Origin of the sequence: Haemophilus sputorum HK 2154, assembly GCF_000287615.1 — a bacterium.
Classification (GTDB): domain Bacteria; phylum Pseudomonadota; class Gammaproteobacteria; order Enterobacterales; family Pasteurellaceae; genus Haemophilus_A; species Haemophilus_A sputorum.
On the sequence record NZ_ALJP01000003.1, the window covers coordinates 113,201 to 133,840 of the forward strand.

The 20,640-nt window shown below is 40.9% G+C and carries 16 protein-coding genes; 10 read left to right on the top strand and 6 right to left on the bottom strand.

The annotated features are described in order from the left end of the window. Positions 1-27: 27 nt before the first annotated feature. The 3 genes from serS to HMPREF1128_RS00710 are packed head-to-tail and all read right to left on the bottom strand — an operon-like array spanning position 28 to position 3,291. Positions 28-1,335, bottom strand: coding sequence for a serine--tRNA ligase (serS, locus tag HMPREF1128_RS00700; RefSeq protein ID WP_007523188.1), 1,308 nt, complete (start codon positions 1,333-1,335; stop codon positions 28-30). 29 nt (positions 1,336-1,364) lie between these two features. Beyond that, positions 1,365-1,844, bottom strand: a complete 480-nt coding sequence (gene smpB, locus HMPREF1128_RS00705) for an SsrA-binding protein SmpB (protein WP_007523020.1) — start codon at positions 1,842-1,844, stop codon at positions 1,365-1,367. Positions 1,845-1,881: 37 nt separating this feature from the next. Then, entirely contained in the window at positions 1,882-3,291 is a 1,410-nt protein-coding gene (locus tag HMPREF1128_RS00710; protein ID WP_007523205.1) for a YcjX family GTP-binding protein, read from the bottom strand. A 60-nt stretch (positions 3,292-3,351) separates the two neighbouring features. On the opposite strand from HMPREF1128_RS00710, the gene HMPREF1128_RS00715 reads away from it, so the two are divergent. The 5 genes from HMPREF1128_RS00715 to trpA all read left to right on the top strand — a co-directional run bounded on the left by HMPREF1128_RS00715 (position 3,352) and on the right by trpA (position 7,637). Then, on the top strand, positions 3,352-4,200 hold the full coding sequence (locus tag HMPREF1128_RS00715) for a CYTH domain-containing protein (RefSeq protein WP_007523160.1): 849 nt from the start codon (positions 3,352-3,354) through the stop codon (positions 4,198-4,200). A gap of 18 nt (positions 4,201-4,218) precedes the next feature. Continuing rightward, complete coding sequence (locus tag HMPREF1128_RS00720) at positions 4,219-4,680, top strand: YcgN family cysteine cluster protein (RefSeq protein WP_007523223.1); 462 nt, start codon at positions 4,219-4,221, stop codon at positions 4,678-4,680. A 108-nt stretch (positions 4,681-4,788) separates the two neighbouring features. After that, the gene (locus HMPREF1128_RS00725; protein WP_007522970.1) at positions 4,789-5,538 is read left to right on the top strand and encodes an SDR family oxidoreductase; all 750 of its coding nucleotides are present in this window, start codon (positions 4,789-4,791) and stop codon (positions 5,536-5,538) included. Positions 5,539-5,634: 96 nt separating this feature from the next. Then, entirely contained in the window at positions 5,635-6,828 is a 1,194-nt protein-coding gene (trpB, locus tag HMPREF1128_RS00730; RefSeq protein WP_007523169.1) for a tryptophan synthase subunit beta, read from the top strand. Then, on the top strand, positions 6,828-7,637 hold the full coding sequence (gene trpA, locus HMPREF1128_RS00735) for a tryptophan synthase subunit alpha (protein ID WP_007522977.1): 810 nt from the start codon (positions 6,828-6,830) through the stop codon (positions 7,635-7,637). The genes trpB and trpA overlap by 1 nt, the downstream gene beginning before the upstream one ends. A gap of 73 nt (positions 7,638-7,710) precedes the next feature. On the opposite strand, the gene leuA is transcribed toward trpA, so the two are convergent. Next, a complete protein-coding gene (leuA, locus tag HMPREF1128_RS00740) occupies positions 7,711-9,255 on the bottom strand; it encodes a 2-isopropylmalate synthase (protein ID WP_007523128.1) in 1,545 nt (514 codons plus the stop codon). A 554-nt stretch (positions 9,256-9,809) separates the two neighbouring features. Here leuA and HMPREF1128_RS00745 point away from each other — a divergent pair. Together HMPREF1128_RS00745 and HMPREF1128_RS00750 are read left to right on the top strand one after the other, a co-directional pair. Then, complete coding sequence (locus HMPREF1128_RS00745; RefSeq protein ID WP_007523237.1) at positions 9,810-10,625, top strand: Cof-type HAD-IIB family hydrolase; 816 nt, start codon at positions 9,810-9,812, stop codon at positions 10,623-10,625. Positions 10,626-10,720: 95 nt separating this feature from the next. Further along, positions 10,721-11,902: an efflux RND transporter periplasmic adaptor subunit gene (locus HMPREF1128_RS00750; RefSeq protein ID WP_007523044.1), complete on the top strand. Its 1,182-nt coding sequence runs from the start codon at positions 10,721-10,723 to the stop codon at positions 11,900-11,902. A 127-nt stretch (positions 11,903-12,029) separates the two neighbouring features. Here the strand turns inward: HMPREF1128_RS00750 and nfo are convergent, their stop codons facing one another. Then, positions 12,030-12,875, bottom strand: a complete 846-nt coding sequence (gene nfo, locus HMPREF1128_RS00755; protein WP_007523118.1) for a deoxyribonuclease IV — start codon at positions 12,873-12,875, stop codon at positions 12,030-12,032. 63 nt (positions 12,876-12,938) lie between these two features. Here nfo and HMPREF1128_RS00760 point away from each other — a divergent pair, with 63 nt between their 5' ends. The 3 genes from HMPREF1128_RS00760 (at position 12,939) to HMPREF1128_RS00770 (ending at position 17,326) form a co-directional block, all read left to right on the top strand. After that, positions 12,939-13,499 carry a TorD/DmsD family molecular chaperone gene (locus tag HMPREF1128_RS00760; protein ID WP_010129281.1) on the top strand — a complete coding sequence of 187 codons (561 nt, stop codon included), beginning with the start codon at positions 12,939-12,941 and terminating at the stop codon, positions 13,497-13,499. A gap of 63 nt (positions 13,500-13,562) precedes the next feature. Further along, on the top strand, positions 13,563-16,442 hold the full coding sequence (gene polA / locus HMPREF1128_RS00765; protein ID WP_007523125.1) for a DNA polymerase I: 2,880 nt from the start codon (positions 13,563-13,565) through the stop codon (positions 16,440-16,442). Between the two features lie 32 nt (positions 16,443-16,474). Next, positions 16,475-17,326 (top strand): hypothetical protein, encoded by an 852-nt coding sequence (locus tag HMPREF1128_RS00770; RefSeq protein WP_007523225.1) that lies wholly within the window; start codon positions 16,475-16,477, stop codon positions 17,324-17,326. 102 nt (positions 17,327-17,428) lie between these two features. On the opposite strand, the gene HMPREF1128_RS00775 is transcribed toward HMPREF1128_RS00770, so the two are convergent. After that, positions 17,429-20,593, bottom strand: a complete 3,165-nt coding sequence (locus tag HMPREF1128_RS00775; protein WP_007523158.1) for a type I restriction endonuclease subunit R — start codon at positions 20,591-20,593, stop codon at positions 17,429-17,431. Positions 20,594-20,640: the final 47 nt, after the last annotated feature.

The following is a 20,640-nucleotide window of genomic DNA, read 5'->3' on the forward strand; positions in this document are numbered from 1 at the left end:
AATGAATGATGCCTTAAGTACGGCTGATTAAGCACTAATGACTTCTAAGCCACCCATATATGGACGTAATACTTCTGGTACGGTAATTGAGCCGTCTGCATTTTGGTAGTTTTCTAACACCGCAACAAGGGTACGACCAACCGCTAAACCAGAACCATTTAAGGTGTGAACAAAGCGAGTTTTCTTATCGCCACGAGATTTGCAACGTGCTTGCATACGACGCGCTTGGAAATCCCACATATTTGAACAAGAAGAGATTTCACGGTAAGTATTTTGTGCCGGTAGCCACACTTCTAAGTCGTAAGTTTTGCAAGAACCAAAGCCCATATCACCTGTGCAAAGGAGCACTTTACGATAAGGTAAGTTTAATAATTGTAATACTTTTTCTGCGTGTCCAGTCAGTTCTTCTAACGCTTCCATAGATTTTTCTGGCGCAACGATTTGTACCATTTCTACTTTTTCGAATTGGTGCATACGAATTAAGCCACGAGTATCACGACCGTAAGAACCTGCTTCTGAACGGAAACATGGTGTATGCGCCGTGAGTTTTAGAGGTAGTGATTCTTCATCAATAATTTCATCACGCACAAGGTTAGTTACTGGAACTTCAGCTGTTGGAATTAAGCTAAATGAACGTTGAACTTCATTTGGGTCTTGTCCAGTTAATGGTTGAGTGTGGAATAAATCTTCGCCGAATTTTGGTAATTGACCGGTACCAAATAAAGAGTCATGGTTTACTAAAAATGGTACGTTGGTTTCTAAATAGCCGTGTTGTTCGGTGTGTAAATCTAACATGAATTGAGATAATGCACGGTGTAATTTCGCAATTTTACCCTTCATCACGACAAAGCGGCTTGCAGTTAATTTTGCCCCTGCACCAAAATCTAAACCATTTAATGTTTCACCTAATGCCACGTGATCTTTCACTTCAAAATCAAATTGGCGAGGCGTTCCCCAACGTAAAACTTCTAAGTTTTCTGAATCATCTTTACCAAGAGGCACTTCTTCTGCAGGTAAATTTGGTACAGATAACAATAAGGCTTTAATTTCAGCTTGAACTTGGTCTAATGCCACTTTTGCTTCATTTAATTCATTGCCCATGTTATCCACTTCTGCCAATAATGCAGAAATATCTTCGCCACGAGCTTTTGCTGCACCAATGTTTTTAGAACGTGCGTTGCGTTCTGCTTGTAGGGTTTCTGTTTTAACTTGTAGCGCTTTACGTTGTTCTTCTAATGCCTTAACTTGTTCAATATCTAAAACAAAGTTACGCTTAATTTTTAGCGCTTGAGCTACTTCATCTAATTGCGTTCTTAATAAATTTTGGTCGATCATAATGTTTCCTTAATTATGTAATTTAATCGTTAACCACGGTTCGCGTTTTTCATAATACGTTGTTTAGCAACTTGCCATTCGCGGTCTTTAATATCTTCACGTTTATCGTGTAATTTTTTGCCTTTTGCCACACCAATTTTCACTTTTGCCCAAGCGGCTTTCCAATAAAGGGAAAGGGCAACAACAGTCATTCCATCTCGGTTCACTTTACCAAAGAGTGAATCGAGTTCTCGTTTATTGAGTAATAATTTTCTGGTTCTAGTTGGGTCGGCAACGATATGTGTTGACGCCATATTCAGCGGGGTAATGGTTGCACCGAATAAAAAGGCTTCGCCGTTTCTAAAGGTAACATAGCTATCCCCAATATTAGCTTTACCGGCGCGCAGAGATTTCACTTCCCAACCTTGGAGTTCTAAGCCGGCTTCAATTTCTTCTTCAATAAAATATTCATGTCGTGCGCGTTTATTTAGCGCAATAGTATTTGAAGCAACTTTAGGTTTTTTTGCCATAATATTCAAACTTAATAAAAATAAATGAAATTCTACCTTAATCTAGCAGATCAGCCAATAGGAACTGTAAGGCAGCGTCCATTCGTAAATGTGCAATCGGCTGGTCAAATTCGACCGCTTTCGGCTCGAATTGGTCGAACTCAAATCGGTTAAATTGCCAATAACTTTTTGAGGGTAAGCGATTAGGCACATCTCCCGGATATAGCGTAATCAGTTTGCGGTCTTGGCTACGAATACCTCGAATCGCTTTAATTGCCACATCATTTTGTTTGGTAATAACAGGATCGGTTGCACGAATAGCGGAAATTGCGTGATAACCCGTTTCAATCCCTTCAAATTCTGCATGACGCCCACCTTCTTGTACCAACTGACGCATAAGGCTTTCAAGATTAGGCAGCTGGTCGCTAGTAATGTGGTCAGCTTTAGTTGCCACAAATAAGAGTTTATCAATTTGAGCCGAAAATAGGCGATGAAACAGCGAGCGATTGCCATAATGGAAATGCTTAAACAGTTGTTGTAAACCAAGCTTCATTTCCAAAAAGGCTTCATAACCATGATTTAGCGGTGTTAAGCAGTCCGCTAAAATGACTTGGCGGTCAAATTGTGAAAAATAATCTTGATAAAATGGTTTCACAATTTTTTCTTGATAAGCCTGATAGCGTTTTTTCAATGTATGGTAAGCACTATTTTTCGGGCTATTTTCTAATTTTTGCCAGTCTGCTTCAGTTTGATTTAATAACGGGAAAAATTGATAAATCGGTGCTCCTTTCATGATTTCTGTTGGCAGCACAAATCGCCCCGGTTGAATGTATTGCATACCAGCATCTTTACAAGCAAACAGGTAATGAGTGTATTGTTCGCTAATCTCAGCGAGTTGGTTTTCATTGGTTTTTGCAAAAAGATCAAGATTTTCGACCGCTTGTAAGTAGTCTTGTGCTAATTCTGCCCGTTGACCAACGTGCACTTGCTGTTGGCTTTGCGACCATGTTTTGAAATCTTGCGAAAGCATTGGCAAATCAAGCAACCATTCACCCGGATAATCAAAAATATCTAAATAGAGCGTGCCTGTTTCTTTAAAGTGTTTGAGTAGCCCATTTTGTCGCTGATAGCGAATGGCAAGGCGAATCTCGCTAATGCCAGTGGTAGATGGCGCCCAAATCGGCGGTTGGCTTTCTAAACATTGGCGGTTTCTATCGTAATCAAAACGAGGAATAGTGAGATCGCCATGTTCAATACGCTTAACTGAAAGAATTTGATGATGGCGTGCTGGCGCAAAAAGATTAAGATGATTTGCCTCATCTTTGCGAATATGCAAAAGCTGATCGACAAGACTGGTAATAAATGCGGTCTTGCCACTACGGCTTAATCCAGTCACGGCTAAGCGAATATGATTATCTAAACCACGTTGGACGAATTTATGGAGTTTATTTTGGATTTGATGAAACATTGTTACAATGCAGAAAGCGAAAAATTAGCCAAATAATAGCAAAAAACAGCGAGGTAAAAAATGGCAAAGCTGGCAGAAACCGCAGAAATTGAATTGAAAATCAGATTAGCATCAGAAAATGTGGCGAAAATGCAGGCGTGGTTAAATGGCCTACCGAATGCAGCGCATCATCAAGTGGTTTTAGGTAACACTTATTACGACACCCCAGATCGCTTTTTTGCCCATGAACAAATGGGATTGCGTGTTCGCACTGAAAATACCCGCTATGAAATGACACTTAAAACGGCAGGAAAAGTCGTTGATGGCGTGCACATCCGCCCTGAATATAATTTGCCATTAAATGAACCTAAACCTGATTTTGCTAAGTTGAATACACATTTCCAGTTAGGGTTTGAAAATGCAGCTCAAATCAATGCCGAATTGTTACCGACTTTCAGTACTGATTTTACTCGACATATTTGGCTAGTTAACTATCAGCAATCACAAATCGAAATTGCGTTAGATCAGGGTAATATTCGAAATCCATTGGGAGAATGTAAAATTTGCGAGCTTGAGTTTGAATTAAAAACAGGGCAGTTAAAAGATATTTTGGCGTTAATTGCCCAAATGCCGGTCATGCAAGGTATATGGTTTAGCGATTTAAGCAAGGCACAACGTGGATATTATTTAGGACAAGCGGTTAAATTTTCAGAAGAAATTGCAAAAATCCTCAAAGCCGATTCTTTGCTAAAACAAGAAGCGCTGTTGGCAGATTATATTCGAGAATATCCAGAAAATAGCGCTTATTTAGCCACACTAAATCAACAGTTAAAAACCGAATTTGATTGGGCGCAAATGCAAGCTTATTTAAAAAGCCCAACCTATTTTGCACAAAATTTAGCGCGTTTAACTCAGCGTTATGCAGGCTAATATGTTAGAATCTGCGGTATGAAACAAAACGACCAACAAATACAAATTACCCCTGAATTTTGGAAGCATAAAAGTCTGCTTGAAATGAATGATGCCGAGTGGGAAGCGCTGTGCGATGGCTGTGGCAAATGCTGCTATCGTAAATATATTTTAGGCAGAGGCAAGCGAGAGCGACTTTATTATACGCGCGTGGCATGCAATCTTTTAGATGTGGAAACGGGAAGATGCACGAATTATCCGAACCGTTTTAAAATCGAGCAAGATTGCACTAAGCTCACCAAAAAGAATTTACCTGATTTCGGCTGGTTGCCTAAAACTTGTGCTTATCGCCTACTTTATGAAGGTAAGCCGTTGTTTGATTGGCATCCACTCATTTCCCAACGACCTGACTCCGTTAAACAAGCGCAAATTCTGATTGCCAATGGCGTTCACGAAAAGGATGTGATTGAGTGGTTTGAGTTTGTGATTGACGAAGTTTAATGCTAGCGGTGTGATTTTGTGAATTTTTTGCAAAATCACACCGCTTCTACTTGCATCAAAAATAAAAATGTACTACTTTAATAGTACAAGTTAAAATGAGGAGTAAACATGAGAACCGCATTAGTGACTGGCGCAACAGCAGGATTTGGTACGGCTATTTGTAAATTGCTGATTGCTTCAGGTTATAAAGTGATTGGAACTGGCAGACGCGCAGCGCGTTTAGCAGAGTTACATTCGCAATTAGGCAATAATTTCTTACCGCTTGCATTTGATGTGAGCGATGAAAAAGCGACTGAACAGGCATTAAATAGCCGTCCTGAAGGTTGGAAGCATGTTGATTTATTAGTAAATAATGCAGGGCTTGCTTTAGGGCTTGAGCAAGCACATCAAGCAAATTTAGCAGATTGGTATCAGATGATTGATACGAACATTAAAGGCTTGATTACGGTTACCCGTTTAATTTTACCTGAAATGGTAGCGCGTAATACGGGGCATGTTATCAATTTAGGCTCAATTGCAGGAAATTATCCTTATGCGGGTAGCAATGTTTACGGTGGAACGAAAGCGTTTGTGAAGCAATTTAGCTTGAATCTGCGTGCAGATTTAGCCGGCACCAATGTACGAGTAACCAATGTTGAGCCGGGCTTATGTGGTGGTACAGAATTTTCAAATGTGCGCTTCCATGGCGATGATGAAAAAGCAGCGAAGGTTTATGAAAATGTTGAGTATGTTAGCCCAGAGGATATTGCTAATATTGTGCTATGGCTAAATCAACAACCAGAGCATGTCAATATTAACCGCATTGAAGTTATGCCAACTGCACAAAGTTTTGCGGGTATGTCAGTCAGCCGAAAATAATAGATGGGGTACCTTAAGGGCGTGCTGAGTACGCCGTTTTTAAGCCATTCTTTATAAAAGCAATCGAACAAAAAATTAAAAAGGAAATAACAAAATATGTCAGACACACTTTTAAACCCTTATTTCGGTGAATTTGGGGGAATGTATGTACCGGAAATTTTAGTGCCTGTACTAAAACAGCTTGAGCAAGCTTTTGTTGAAGCGCAAAACGATCCTACATTTCAAGCCGAATTTGCCGATTTACTGAAAAATTATGCAGGTCGCCCAACCGCTTTAACGCTTTGTCGTAACTTAACGAAAGGCAGTAAAACTAAACTTTACCTTAAACGAGAAGATTTATTACATGGTGGTGCACATAAAACTAACCAAGTTTTAGGCCAAATTTTATTGGCAAAACGCATGGGGAAAACGAGAATTATTGCTGAAACTGGCGCAGGTCAGCATGGTGTCGCGACTGCCTTAGCGTGCGCTATGTTAGATATGCCTTGTGTGGTTTATATGGGCGCAAAAGATGTGGAACGCCAATCTCCAAACGTGTTTCGTATGCGTTTAATGGGGGCTGAAGTTATTCCAGTGCAAAAAGGCTCTTGTTCGTTAAAAGATGCTTGCTGTGAAGCAATGCGAGATTGGGCTGCTAATTATGAAACCACTCATTACTTAATTGGCACGGCTGCAGGGCCACATCCATTCCCAACAATGGTAAGAGAATTTCAGAAAATGATTGGCATTGAAACCAAACGTCAAATTCTTGAAAGAGAAGGGCGCTTACCAGATGCGGTGATTGCCGCTGTCGGTGGCGGTTCAAATGCGATTGGTATGTTTGCCGATTTTATTGATGAAACTGCAGTTGGGTTAATTGGTGTTGAGCCAGCTGGTAAAGGGATTGAAACAGGCGAGCATGGCGCACCGCTTAAACATGGCACAACGGGTATCTATTTCGGTATGAAATCGCCAATTATGCAAGATAAAGATGGACAAATTGAAGAATCCTATTCAATTTCAGCTGGACTAGATTTCCCATCAGTAGGGCCACAGCATGCTTATTTGAATGCAACAGGCCGAGCGGAATATGTTTCTATTACTGATGATGAGGCTTTAGAAGCATTCCAAGCGCTAGCAAGACATGAAGGGATTATTCCTGCATTAGAATCTTCTCACGCTTTAGCTTATGCGTTAAAACTGATTAAACAACAACCAGAAAAAGAACAATTATTAGTGGTGAATTTATCAGGACGTGGCGATAAAGACATTTTTACCGTAGATAAAATTTTAAATGGAGGAGCAAACTAATGAGCCGTTTTGACACTTTATTTCAAAGCTTAAAAGCAAAAAATGAAGGGGCATTTGTGCCATTTGTGACCCTTTGCGATCCAGATTTTGACCGTTCATTTGAAATTATTGAAACTTTAATTGCCAACGGTGCGGATGCATTAGAGCTAGGTTTTCCGTTTTCTGATCCACTTTTAGATGGGCCGGTGATTCAGGCAGCCAATAAACGGGCATTAGATGGCGGTTTTAGCACAGATAATTGCTTTGAGTTGATTGAGAAAATCCGCGCAAAATATCCAGAAATGCCGATTGGTTTGCTGTTGTGTGCTAATTTGGTTTTTGTACCGACTCAAGAAGCTTTCTTTAAACGCTGCCAAAAGGCAGGCGTTGATGCGGTGTTAATTGCAGATTTACCAATCTTAGCTGCAGAAGAGTTTGTACCAACTGCAAAAGTACATGGTATTCAACCTGTGTTTATTTGCCCGCCCAACGCAGATGAAGCCACAATTTCTCGTATTGCCAACTTAACCGAAGGTTATACCTATTTAGTTTCTCGTGCAGGGGTAACTAGTGCCGAAAACCAATCTCATGCTGGCAATTTAGATACATTAGTTGAAAGCCTCAAGCGGTCGAATTCTGCTCCAATTTTGCAAGGCTTCGGTATTGCCAAACCAGAACAAGTCAAAGAAGCGCTAGCGCTAGGTTGTGATGGTGCGATTTCAGGCTCGGCGATTGTAAAAATTATTGAACGTAATTTAGATAACCAAGCCAATTTAATTCGAGAATTATCGGCTTTTGTTAGTGAAATGAAAGCGGCAACGCGCAGTTAGTTACAATAAAAATAAAAGCGAGTGGATGTAAATTATGCCACTCGCTTTTTGCTTTTCAAGCTTTAGTTTTGGATTAGTGTTTAGCTTTTAAATTCGCCACTTTATGCGCACGATAAATCGCATTGATGGCGTGAACTAAGGCAAGTGCGGAAGATTCAACAATGTCTGTCGCCAAACCTACACCGTGGAATTTACGGCCTTCGTGTTCAACCACAATATCTACCTGACCTAAGGCTTCAGCACCTTCTCCTTTAGCGGTTAAGTTATAGTGAGACATTTTGATCTCTAAGCCAGTCAAGTTCAAAATCGCATTATAAACGGCATCTACTGGGCCGTTACCACCGATTGAAGAAGTACTTAATTTCTCACCATCTAGTTCGATTTGAACAAAAGCTGTGGCCGGATATTCTTTAGTGGAGTGGGCAGAAAGTTTATCTAATACTAAACGATCTTCATCACCTTGTTGCATATCGATAAATGCTAAGGCTTCCAAATCATAATCGAACACTTGGCCTTTTTTATCGGCTAATTTTAAGAAAGCATCATATAATTTATCTAAATCATAATCTTGCTCGGTGTAACCCATATCTGCCATGTGACCTTTCACGGCTGCGCGACCAGAGCGTGCGGTTAAGTTTAATTTCTCTTTCTTCAAGCCAATGGTTTCTGGTGACATGATTTCATAGGTATTTTTGTTTTTCAACATGCCATCTTGGTGAATACCAGAAGAGTGCGCAAAGGCATTTGAACCTACAATTGCTTTATTCGGCTGAATCGGCATATTACAAAGTTGGCTAACCATTTGGCTAACACGGTGAATTTCTTGTGTGTTAATGCGCGTATCTACGCCCATAAAATCTTGGCGGGTTTTAATTCCCATCACCACTTCTTCTAATGCGGTATTACCTGCACGTTCGCCAATACCGTTAATGGTACACTCAATTTGTCTTGCGCCATTTTGTACTGCGGTTAAGGAGTTTGCAGTTGCCATACCTAAGTCATTATGGCAATGCACGGAAATAATCGCTTTATCAATATTTGGTACGCGGTTACGCACTTGAGCAATGATGTTGCCATATTCATTTGGTAAGCAGAAACCTACTGTATCTGGAATATTAACCGTTGTTGCGCCAGCGTTAATGGCAGCTTCTACAATTCGGCAGATATTATCAATTCCGGTACGGCCTGCATCTTCACAAGAGAATTCCACATCATCGGTATAGTTGCGTGCACGTTTCACAGCTGCCACAGCCATTTCTACCACATCATCGAAAGAACGTTTTAATTTAGCCTCAACATGTAATGCTGAGCTGGCAATAAAGGTATGAATACGAAAAGCTTCAGCCACTTTTAATGCCTCATAAGCTGCATCAATATCTTTATCGACTGCGCGAGAAAGTGCGGCTACACGACTATTTTTGATATGACGTGCAATCGTTTGTACAGATTCAAAATCCCCTTGAGAAGATACTGGAAAACCCACTTCCATCACATCCACACCTAAACGTTCAAGCGCTAAAGCAATTTGTAATTTTTCTTTTACGGTTAAGCTCGCTTTTAATGCTTGTTCACCATCACGAAGAGTTGTATCAAAAATAATAATGTTGTTATTGCTCATAATCAGTCCTCTGTATGCGTTGTGTGGGAATGGTTTTGCCACAAACGCTTTGATTGTATTCTCTTTTTAGAGATAAAAAAAGCCCGCATGGAGATGCGGGCGAAAGTTGTGGATAGTGAACTCATTTCTCAGACAATCTTTATCCTCGCATCAAAAATACGATAACAGAGATAATCGGAGTGAGAGTTGTTTTTCCATTGTTGTGTGTGTTTGTGTTTGCATTGTAATTTGTTTGCGCTGTGTATATTAAACTCATTTGGAGTATTGTCAATAGTGTATTTCACTTTGCGCAAACGTTTACTAGATTAAATTGTGATTTCAAATAGCGTAAAATGCTAAAGATATGTTGATTTATAGATGAATGTGTCAAGTTTAGATGGTGATGTCAAATAAATGTTAAATAATTATTGAAAATTAAAGTAATTTAATCTTAAGGAGTGTTTGATGATTTTTTAATCAATTTGAAATGAGCTATCAAATGAAAGGATTCTCTTTGAACAAACCTAGAGAATTTGATAGGCTAGCTTTGATAATTTTTAATCTAAGGAGTCTTTATGACCATGCCGTTTAAAGCCATTATTTCAGATTTGGATGGCACATTGCTTAACGGGGAGCATCGAATCGGAGAATTTACGATTCAAACTCTTAGTCAGCTTGCTAAAAAAGGGGTTGATATTTATTTTGCTACGGGGCGTAATTATCCGGATGTGAAACATCTGATTAAAAAAGTGCCCGTTGATGAGGCTATGTTGGTCACCTCAAATGGGGCACGAGCGAATTTTTTATCGGGTAAAACGGTATTGAATCACTATTTACCAGAAAATTTAGCCAAAGCTTTAATGTCAGTGCCATTTGACCCACTGAATGTTTGTTTAAATAGCTATCAAGGCGATGATTGGTTTATCAACGTGGATATTGAAGCATTGAAAAAATACCATCAAGATTCAGGATATTGCTACAAAGTGGTTGATTTCCAGAATCATCACGGTAGAGAAACCGAAAAAGTTTTTTATATCGGCAGAACACCAGCAGATCTCGCCCCGATTGAGGCTTATATCCAAGCTAAATTCGGTGAACAAGTTTATATGACTTATTCCACGCCACAGTGTCTAGAAGTGATGAATAAAAATGTGTCCAAAGCAAATGCTTTAGATGAACTTGTTACACATCGAGGCTATCAACTTAGCGATTGCATTGCTTTTGGGGATGGCTTAAATGATAAAGAGATGCTCGCTCGCGCTGGAAAAGGCTGTGTAATGGGAAACGCTGATAAGCGACTTAAAGCCCTATTACCTGAGCATGAAGTGATTGGTGAGAATAAAGATGAAGCCGTCGCTTGCTATTTACGTAAGCTGTTTAATTTAGCTTAATTTACTCGAAAAAGAAGAAACAAGCGGTTAAATTTTGAAACCATTTTGCAAAATGATAGTCAATTTTAACCGCTATCTTTCTTTGGGAAAATAATATGAAATTCAAATCTTTTGCTTTGTTGCTTGGTATTACCGCTTTAGGTGTCGCAGGCTATGTTTACTACAGCAAGGAAGATAACGCTAAGCAAGTCCATTACATTACTGAAGCTGTTTCTCGTACAACTTTAGAAAAAACCGTGCTAGCAACAGGTTCTGTACGCGCTAGTCAGCGAACAGAGGTTGGCGCACAGGTATCTGGACGCATTATTAACTTGTATGTAAAGCTTGGGCAAACAGTCAAAAAAGGCGATTTAATTGCTGAAATTGATTCAAGTAGCCAAAGCAATAGTTTAAGTACTGCAGAAGCGCAATTAGCTTCTTATCAAGCCCAACTGGCTTCAGCGAAAGTGGCGTTAGAAGTGGCGCAAGCCAACTATAACCGATTAAGCAAATTGTATAAGCAAAATAGTGCATCTGAAGCAGAAGTTGAAACCGCGAAAAATACTTTAGCTTCAGCCAAAGCGAGCGTGAATGAGGCGATCGCGCAGATTAAGCAATCTCAAATTTCGGTAAATAACGCGCGGACTAACTTAAATTACACTCAAATTTTATCGCCAATGGATGGCGTGATTGTTTCTATTCCGGTTTCGATTGGACAAACGGTAAACTCTGCACAAAGTTCACCAACCATTGTGCATGTCGCCGATCTTTCTAAAATGTTGATTAAGTTAGAAATTTCAGAAGGCGATATTGCTCAGGTTAGGGCAGGTCAGGCGATGAGTTTTACCACTTTAGCTGAGCCGAATTATCGGATTCAAAGTCAAATTGAAAGCATTGATCCAGCGCTTACAACATTAAGTGATGATAATTCATCGAATAAATATGTGGAGCAATCAGGGAATACGGAAGCAATTTATTACTATGCCAATGCATTGGTAGATAATAGTGAGCAACGGTTACGTATTGGGATGACTGTGCAGGGGCAAGTCGATATCGCGAAACGTGAAAATGTGTTAGTGGTGCCAAATACCGCATTAACAAAACGTAACGGTGAAAACTACGTGCAAGTGTTAGAAAATCAACAGCCGATTGAGAAAAAAGTCGAGATTGGTTTAGCGGATGGTCAGCATACGGAAATTTTAAGTGGTTTGAATGAGGGGGAGAAAGTGATTACGACCCAGCGTTCAAATAGCGAAAAAATCAGCAGTGAACCGCGCCGTGGGCCAGGTGGTTTCTAACTCAACACTTAACAAATGGTTTACTTTGCAGGTTTCGCTGTAAAATTCTAGTTAGATAGATAAAAAAGATCTGCTGCCAAACGTTAATCTAACGCTTGGCAGCAAATTATTTTTTATTCCATTCTTTTTATACTTTTTCTAGGCTGCGTAAGTAGGCAATCTCTTCTGCCCAAATATCTGGATTGATGGTTTCTAAGATCATTGGAATGCCATTAAAGCGGTCATCTTTCATAATAAATTTGCAAAATTCGGTACCAATGGTTCCTTCGCGCAAGGTATCGTGACGGTCTTTTTGGCTACCTAATGGCGTTTTTGAACCGTTTAAGTGCATTCCCCGTAAATATTCAAAGCCAACAACTTGGTCAAATTCCTGAAATACGCTTTGGCAGCCTGCTAATGAGCTGATGTCATAGCCTGCAGAGAAAGTGTGGCAAGTATCTAAACAAACGCCAACACGCTTTTTATTTTCAACTTGTTCAATAATTTCAGCTAAATGTTCAAAGCGATAACCTAAATTTGAGCCTTGTCCTGCCGTGTTTTCAATCACCGCCACCACATTCGGTACTGCATCAATAGCGATGTTAATCGATTCGGCAATACGTGCTAAACAGTCACTTTCGCTAATTTTATTTAAGTGTGAGCCTGGGTGGAAATTTAACAAGGTTAAACCTAATTGGTCGGCGCGTTGCATTTCATCAATGAAAGCGGCACGAGATTTCTCTAAGCCTTCGGCTTCTGGGCTGCCAAGGTTAATTAAATAGCTGTCATGTGGCAGAATTTGGGCGGAAGAAAACCCATGGACTTGGCAAAAACGTTTAAATTTTTCAATGGTTTCTGCTTTAAGTGCAGGGGCTTGCCATTGGCGCTGGTTTTTAGTAAATAATGCAAAGGCATTTGCCCCAATTTCTACTGCGCGTAACACGGCATTTTCTACGCCGCCAGAAGCACTCACATGTGCGCCGATATATTTCATTTTGTGTCCTATTAACTGAATTTCATGTAAAATAACTGCACTTTCCTTTCATTTGAGAAAAAAATGCACGAAACAATGATTAACGATTTTTCCCTATTATGTCGTTTATTTGGGAATCTTTTCTACCGCCAGCCGACTGATTCTTTATTAGCTGGTACTTTCAACTGGTTAGCTCAAGGTGGATTACGCCAGCAATGGGCGCTTAACACCGATGCGCAGAGCGAATTAGCGCTAACGCTGATAGAAAAACACGCACACCCTACGGAATTAAGTGCTGCTTATCAAGCTATTTTTGCAGATTCAGGTCATGTTTCAACAAAAATTTCTGATTATCAAATCAATGTTTCTGAGTTTGAAGCTTTTCGCTTAACGCGCGATATGCCAGTATTAAGTGATTACGATCATGTCGCACTATTATTACTGACCGCTTCTTGGATTGAAGATAACCTTGATTCTACCGCGGCTCAACAAGCGTTATTTGCGGATTTTTTATTACCCGTGATGAGCAAATTTTTAGGTAAAGTGGAAGCGCAAGATTCCGCATTTTATCGCGCATTAGCGCAACTAACTCGTGAAGCGCTGGCTGCAATGGCTGATGAATTAGACGAGCAGTCAGAGAACTAGTCAATAACATTTGCAAAAAATCCAAAAAATTTCACCGCTTACTCATTAAAAGGTTTATACATTATGGCAACAATCGCTTCAGACCCACTTGTGCTTGTCGATGGCTCTTCTTACTTATACCGTGCATTCCACGCATTCCCTCCGTTGACTAACCGAGACGGTGAGCCAACAGGCGCCGTTTATGGCGTAATCAATATGCTTAAAAGCCTGATTACGCAAGTTTCGCCAAGTCATATTGCAGTGGTGTTTGATGCTAAAGGTAAAACCTTTCGTGATGAATTATTCGAGCAATATAAATCTCATCGACCTCCCATGCCAGATGATTTACGTGCGCAAATTCAGCCTCTCCATGCAATTATTAAAGCGCTCGGGATTCCATTGATTTCAATTGAAGGGGTTGAAGCGGATGATGTTATCGGCACCCTTGCAGTTCAAGCTGCCCGTGATGGCAAAAATGTGCTGATTAGCACGGGCGATAAAGATATGGCGCAGTTAGTGAATGAGCATATTATGCTGATTAACACAATGAATAATACCTTGCTAGATCGTGAAGGTGTTATTGAAAAATATGGCATTCCACCTGAGCTAATTATTGATTATTTGGCGCTACAAGGCGATTCATCGGATAACATCCCCGGTGTAAAAGGGGTAGGTGAGAAAACCGCACTTGCTTTATTGCAAGGAATTGGCTCACTTAAAACGATTTATGAAAATTTAGATAAAGTTGCCTCGCTCTCTTTCCGTGGTGCAAAAACGATGGCGCCGAAATTACTGGCAGAAAAAGAAATGGCGGATCTGTCTTATTTATTGGCAACCATTAAAACGGATGTACCGCTAGAGGTTAAGCATGATGAGCTTGTCATGCAGCCTCAGAATCAAGATGAACTGGTTCAGTTATTTGGTCGCTATGAATTCAAACGTTGGCTAAATGAAGTGATGAACGATGCTAATCCCGTCACGGAAAGTCGAGAAAAACGCCAAACATTAGGCGCTTATCAAGCTGCTGCATCCTTACAAGCGGTCGAAAATACTGAAAATTTTGCAGAACCAACAGTTAATCCGATTACGATTGATCGCAGTCGTTATGAAACCATTACCACTGAATCACAATTAGCAAAATGGATTGAGTTAATGGCTGCTGCCCCATTGATAGCCTTTGATACTGAAACTGATAATTTAGATGCGATGCAAGCAAATTTAGTGGGGGTTTCGTTTGCACTTCCTGACGGTCAAGCTTGTTATATCCCGCTGGCGCATAAAGCCAAAAGTGCGCCTGTTCAGAGCGATTTATTTGCGACTGAAGAAGAGGAGGATACGTTAGCGTGGACATTAGTAAAAGATCAGCTAAATTTGACCGCTTGTTTAACGCAATTAAAACCGATTTTGGAAAATCCGGCTGTGTTAAAAGTGGGTCAAAATTTGAAATATGATTTAACGGTGTTGGCTAACCATGGTATTTCAGTTCAAGGCGTCGCATTTGATACGATGTTGGAATCTTACACGCTAAATAGCGTGGGCAGACATAATATGGATGAGTTAGCCAACCGTTATCTCAACCACCAAACGATTTCGTTTGAAGAGATTGCCGGTAAAGGTAAAAATCAACTCACTTTTGATCAAATCAGCATTGAAAAAGCCAGTGAATATGCCGCAGAAGATGCAGATGTGACGATGAAGTTACATCAAACTCTTTTCTCAACGTTAGAAAAGATTCCAAGTTTGCATAAATTATTCAATGAAATTGAGATGCCGTTAGTTTCAGTGCTTTCACATATTGAACGAAATGGGGTATTGATCGACCCGCAAAAATTATTAGCTCAATCTGCAGAAATTGAAGCGAGACTCGCCGAATTAGAAACGATGGTGCATAGTGAGGCGGGCGCGGTATTTAATTTGGCATCAACCAAACAATTACAAGAAATTCTGTTTGAAAAGTTAGGCTTGCCGATTTTGAAGAAAACCCCAAAAGGTGCACCTTCTACTAATGAAGAAGTGTTAGAAGAGTTGGCACAAAAAGGGCATATCGTACCAAAACTTTTAATGGAACACCGTGGATTGAGTAAATTGAAATCAACTTATACCGATAAGTTGCCACAAATGATCAACCCAAAAACAGGACGAGTACATACTTCTTATCATCAAGCTGTGACTGCAACAGGCCGGCTTTCTTCGAGTGATCCCAATTTACAGAACATTCCAATTCGTAATGAAGAGGGCAGACGGATTCGCCAAGCTTTTATTGCGCGTGAAGGTTATAAAATTGTCGCGGCGGACTATTCCCAAATTGAGCTACGCATTATGGCGCATTTATCTAATGATGAAGGCATGATTACCGCTTTTGCGCAAGGCAAAGATATTCACCGTGCAACGGCAGCGGAAATTTTCGGCATAGCACTTGAAGAAGTCACCAGCGAGCAGCGCCGTAGTGCTAAAGCAATTAACTTTGGCTTGATTTATGGCATGTCCGAGTTTGGCTTATCAAACCAGCTAGGCATTTCTCGTGCGGATGCCAAACATTATATGGAACGTTATTTCCACCGTTACCCAGGTGTGCAACAATTTATGCAGGATATTCGAGTTTCTGCAGCAGAAAAAGGCTATGTTGAAACCTTATTTGGTCGTCGCTTATATTTACCAGAAATCAAATCAAGTAATGGCATGCGCCGAAAAGCTGCTGAGCGTGTTGCAATCAACGCACCGATGCAAGGGACAGCGGCAGATATTATTAAAGTTGCGATGATTGGCATTGATAAAGCGATTGCGCAAGATGAAAACATTAAACTTATTATGCAGGTGCACGATGAGTTAGTGTTTGAAGTTAAAGCAGATCAGGTGGAACATTACAGCAAAATTATTAAAGCTGAAATGGAAAAAGCCATTGATATGAAAGTGCCACTCATTGCAGAAGTAGGCGTGGGTGATAACTGGGATGAAGCGCATTAAATTTTTTAAATGAAGCTAAAACAGGAGTTCGAATGAAGAAACCATTATTGATGCTTTCTACAACAGCAATTTTTGCTTTCGCTGTCAGCGGTTGTAATGAAACCTTAGATCCAATTAGTACAGTTCAATCGTACGTTACAGAACACAATGGTAAAGAAATCACTTATGCTGAACTTTTGGCACAAAGTGGCCGTTGTAATAATCCAACATGGTCGCAAGAATCGAATGAAATCACGTGGCAAAGAGGCGGTGATGTTAGTGATTCAATAAAAGTTAATGTTGTTTGCCATAGTAAAACGAATCTCCAATTGCGCCAAAGATTTGCCTCTGAGCTTTCTAGATTAGATGAGATTGCAAAAAAAGTTATTCCTGCGGAAGAATTTGAAAAGGTGCGTAAGCAATATGAAGATCGTAAAAGCGATAAAACACCAGCATATAATGAAGTACGCCTTAGAGAGTTAGTGACAGCGTTTTGTCATTTCCCTGATCCAACTACTGAGCTTACTCAATTTATTTCTGAGGTAAGTTGGCCTCGAGGCGGTGCTTGTTCGCTAACAGAAGAACAGAAAAAAGCGCTTGAGACAGAATTTGCCTTTAAATATGGTTCTGCTGAATCCATTTTATGGCCATTTTATGAAGAAAAAGGCGTTGAATTGGCTAAAAATTTTGATGTAGAAAAAGTTGAAAATGCTAAACAATTTGATGTTGAAGAGAAAGTGACTTTTACCGTGCAATACCGCAAGAAAAGTGCAAGAAAGTTTAATAAAAAATACTCCGCAAGCGTAGGGGGTAATTTTTATGAATTAAGCATCAATGGCGAAGTAAAAAATCAACGAAGCCACCCGAATGTGCTATCGGTGTTTACCTCGCCGATAGAGTGGTAAGGTTTGAGCTTTTATTCAACATATTTAATTGAATCTTATATTATTTAGTAAAAAATCAGGGCGAATATTATTCGTCCTGATTTTTTTATTCCTCATTTTTTATTAAAGTTGGCTGAGATCTTCCGCAATTTCCTCCGCTTGCTTAATCACATAGCTCACGGCTTCTTCCTGTTTATCCGGCGGGTATTTATAACGCTGTAAAGCTCGTTTCACGAGAATGCGCATTTTGGCACGTACGCCTTCTTTGTATTGCCAGTCGATGGTAACTGAGCGTCTTAAAGTATCGGTAATTTCTTTGGCAAGTTTGCTCAATACTTCATCGCCCATCAGCTCTCGGGCGCTTTGGTTTTGGGCGAGGGCTTCGTAGAAAGCGAGTTCTTCTTTTTTCAGCCCCAGCTTTTCACCTAAAGCTAAGCGTTCTTGGAAGTCTTGGCTCATTTTGAAGAGCTCATCCAAAATTTCCACCACGCTTAAATTATGGTTGTGGTATTGATTTAGGGCTTCTTTTAAACGCTGCTCGAAGTCTTTTTGCAAGGTGAGGTTTGCGCCTGATTTGGCTTTGATTTCGCTTGCCAAATAACGCTCCACCGCGCTGACCCATAAGTTCTTAGTCGGGCTGTTTTTAATGGTCTGCAAAAACTCTTCAGAAAGTAGATTGATTTGAGGCTGCGGTTTTTCCAGCAGATCAAACAAATCAATCACGCCTTCGGAATAGACGGCTTGATTGACCAATTTTTTCAATAAAATCTGTCTTTCATTAGAACCCGTACCATTTTGTTTGTTCTTCGTGAGAATAGCGCGTACTGCATCATAAAAAGCAATTTCTTGGCTGTATGGCTCAACTTCAGCCAATGCGCCGCATAGCATATAGCCTTTTTTCACCAAACCCGCCGCTTTCAAAAAGGCTTTTTTACGTGGCTCGGTTTCTTTTTTATTAAACCAATGTTGCTCGTGCACTTTGCCATCAAACGGTAATCGATCGAGGCAAAAAATATGGTTGGCGGCAAAACGAATAGCCATCAGAAGATCATTCGGATTATCTTTTTCTAAGGCCGTCTGAACATCAAAGGTTTTCCCTTCAACCGGCGTTGCAAACAGGCTACGGACGAATTCTAAATGCTCTTTCATTTTAAAGAACACATCAATCACGTTATCAGTCAGCTTGCCCTTGCCTTGTGAATTGGTGTATTGCTGGGTCGCTTCTTTGAGCTTGTCAGCAATGCCTACATAATCCACAATCAAGCCGCCGTTTTCTCGGCTTTTATTGCGAAATACACGGTTAACCCGAGCAATCGCCTGCATCAGGTTATGCCCTTGCATCGGCTTGTCGATATACATCGTATTACAGCAAGGCGCATCAAAGCCCGTCAGCCACATATCGCGCACAATCACTACTTTCAGCGGATCGTTCGGGTCTTTAAAGCGGCGTTCCAGCGTTTGTTTTTCCTGTTTACTGTAAACGTGTTTCTGCATTTCCGGCGCATCGGAAGCAGAACCCGTCATCACAATTTTAATCACCCCTTCGTTGATATTATCCGAATGCCATTCTGGGCGCAGTTTGATGATTTCATTGTATAAGTCCACGCAAATCTGACGACTGGAAACCACCATCATCGCTTTGCTGTCGACGACTTCATTGCGTTTGGCAAAATGCTGCACAAAATCCGCGGCTAAATCAGCCAGACGGGCTTGCGAACCCAGCAGTTTTTCCTGCAAACGCAGGGCAGGGGATTGCTCCTCTTCCAGCAAATCATCAATTTCTTTGAATAGCTCATCGTGTTCTTTTTCGTTTAAGCGGATTTGGCGCGCTTCATACACAATCGGCACGGTTGCGCCGTCTTCCACCGCATCTTGTAAGTCATAAATCGACACATAACGTCCGAACACATCTTGCGTGTCTTTATCTTCTAGGCTAATCGGTGTACCGGTAAAACCGATAAACGAAGCATTAGGCAGCGCATCGCGCAAATGGCGGGCGTAGCCTGCTTGAAACTTGCCTTTATGCAATTTTTGCGTAAAGCCATATTGGCTGCGGTGTGCCTCATCGCTGATTACAATAATATTGCTGCGCTCGTTTAAAACAGGGAAGCGGCTTTCTTCCTCATTTAGGGCGAATTTCTGAATCGTAGTAAAAAATACGCCGCCGACTTCATTTTGCGCGAGCAGTTGGCGCAGTTGATCGCGGTCTTCCACTTGTTGCGGCGTTTGTTTGATTAAATCTTTGCCTGAAGAAAAGGTTTGGAAAAGCTGACCGTCCAAATCGTTACGGTCGGTAACCACCACAATCGTCGGATTTTTCAATTCAGGCTGCGCAAGCAGTTTGCCGGCATAAAACAACATGGAAATTGACTTACCCGAACCTTGCGTATGCCACATCACGCCAATGCGGCGGTCGCCTTTTTCTGAAGTTGCAAAAAGCGTGGAATCTACCGCTTCATTTACGCCGTAATATTGATGGTACGCTGCGATTTTTTTAATGGTTTTACCGCTGGAATCCCGCTCAAATAAGACGAAATAGCGGATATAGTTCAATAAATCCTCAGGCTTCATTAAGCCATTGAGCAGGCTTTGTAATTCATCATCAAAATATAAGCGCGCGCTTTTATTTTTTTCATCAACCACTTTCCACGGCGTAAAGCGTTGGAAATCTGCCGAAAGCGAGCCCAAACGTGCGGCTATGCCGTCTGAAATAATCAGGGCTTGGTTGTAAACAAACAGCTCGGCAATTTCATCTTTATAGGTTTCAAACTGATTAAACGCCTGCAACAAATCCGCCGATTCACGCAACGGATTTTTCAGCTCAAATACCACCAAGGGCAGGCCATTCACAAAGCCGATAATATCGGGAATTCGTTTCCCCCCTTTACGGCTGCGGATTTCCAGCTGATTGACGGCAATAAAGCGGTTGTTCTTCACATGCTCAAAATCCACCAAGCGCGCCATCTCGATTTTTTGTTCACCGTTTGCCTGATATTCCACCCGCACGCCATCACGCAACAGTTTATAAAACGCCTGATTACGCACCACCAAGTCGCCAATATCGCTTTTCGTCGCCGATTTCACCACCGAATCAACCGCACTTTCAGGCAGTTGCGGATTAAGCTTACGCACTGCCTCTCGCAGTTGCTCAATAAAGACCACACCGCTTAAATCGCCACGTGCAAACTCGCCTTCATGAACAGGCAAGTCTTTACCGTAGCGATATTCCCAACCGAGGGATTGCAGGCGTTGAAGGGTAAGTTGTTCGATGTCGTTTTCGTTGAGCATAGAGTGTCCTTTTGTGTATTTGCTGTCTTTGGGGAGCTAATGGATTA

Coding starts and splice junctions, on each gene's coding strand:
- nfo (WP_007523118.1), bottom strand. CDS start 12,875: ATGAAATATATCGGCGCACATGTGAGTGCTTCTGGCGGCGTAGAAAAT.
- trpA (WP_007522977.1), top strand. CDS start 6,828: ATGAGCCGTTTTGACACTTTATTTCAAAGCTTAAAAGCAAAAAATGAA.
- leuA (WP_007523128.1), bottom strand. CDS start 9,255: ATGAGCAATAACAACATTATTATTTTTGATACAACTCTTCGTGATGGT.
- smpB (WP_007523020.1), bottom strand. CDS start 1,844: ATGGCAAAAAAACCTAAAGTTGCTTCAAATACTATTGCGCTAAATAAA.
- polA (WP_007523125.1), top strand. CDS start 13,563: ATGGCAACAATCGCTTCAGACCCACTTGTGCTTGTCGATGGCTCTTCT.
- HMPREF1128_RS00750 (WP_007523044.1), top strand. CDS start 10,721: ATGAAATTCAAATCTTTTGCTTTGTTGCTTGGTATTACCGCTTTAGGT.
- HMPREF1128_RS00760 (WP_010129281.1), top strand. CDS start 12,939: ATGCACGAAACAATGATTAACGATTTTTCCCTATTATGTCGTTTATTT.
- trpB (WP_007523169.1), top strand. CDS start 5,635: ATGTCAGACACACTTTTAAACCCTTATTTCGGTGAATTTGGGGGAATG.
- HMPREF1128_RS00720 (WP_007523223.1), top strand. CDS start 4,219: ATGAAACAAAACGACCAACAAATACAAATTACCCCTGAATTTTGGAAG.
- serS (WP_007523188.1), bottom strand. CDS start 1,335: ATGATCGACCAAAATTTATTAAGAACGCAATTAGATGAAGTAGCTCAA.
- HMPREF1128_RS00745 (WP_007523237.1), top strand. CDS start 9,810: ATGACCATGCCGTTTAAAGCCATTATTTCAGATTTGGATGGCACATTG.
- HMPREF1128_RS00715 (WP_007523160.1), top strand. CDS start 3,352: ATGGCAAAGCTGGCAGAAACCGCAGAAATTGAATTGAAAATCAGATTA.
- HMPREF1128_RS00725 (WP_007522970.1), top strand. CDS start 4,789: ATGAGAACCGCATTAGTGACTGGCGCAACAGCAGGATTTGGTACGGCT.
- HMPREF1128_RS00710 (WP_007523205.1), bottom strand. CDS start 3,291: ATGTTTCATCAAATCCAAAATAAACTCCATAAATTCGTCCAACGTGGT.
- HMPREF1128_RS00775 (WP_007523158.1), bottom strand. CDS start 20,593: ATGCTCAACGAAAACGACATCGAACAACTTACCCTTCAACGCCTGCAA.
- HMPREF1128_RS00770 (WP_007523225.1), top strand. CDS start 16,475: ATGAAGAAACCATTATTGATGCTTTCTACAACAGCAATTTTTGCTTTC.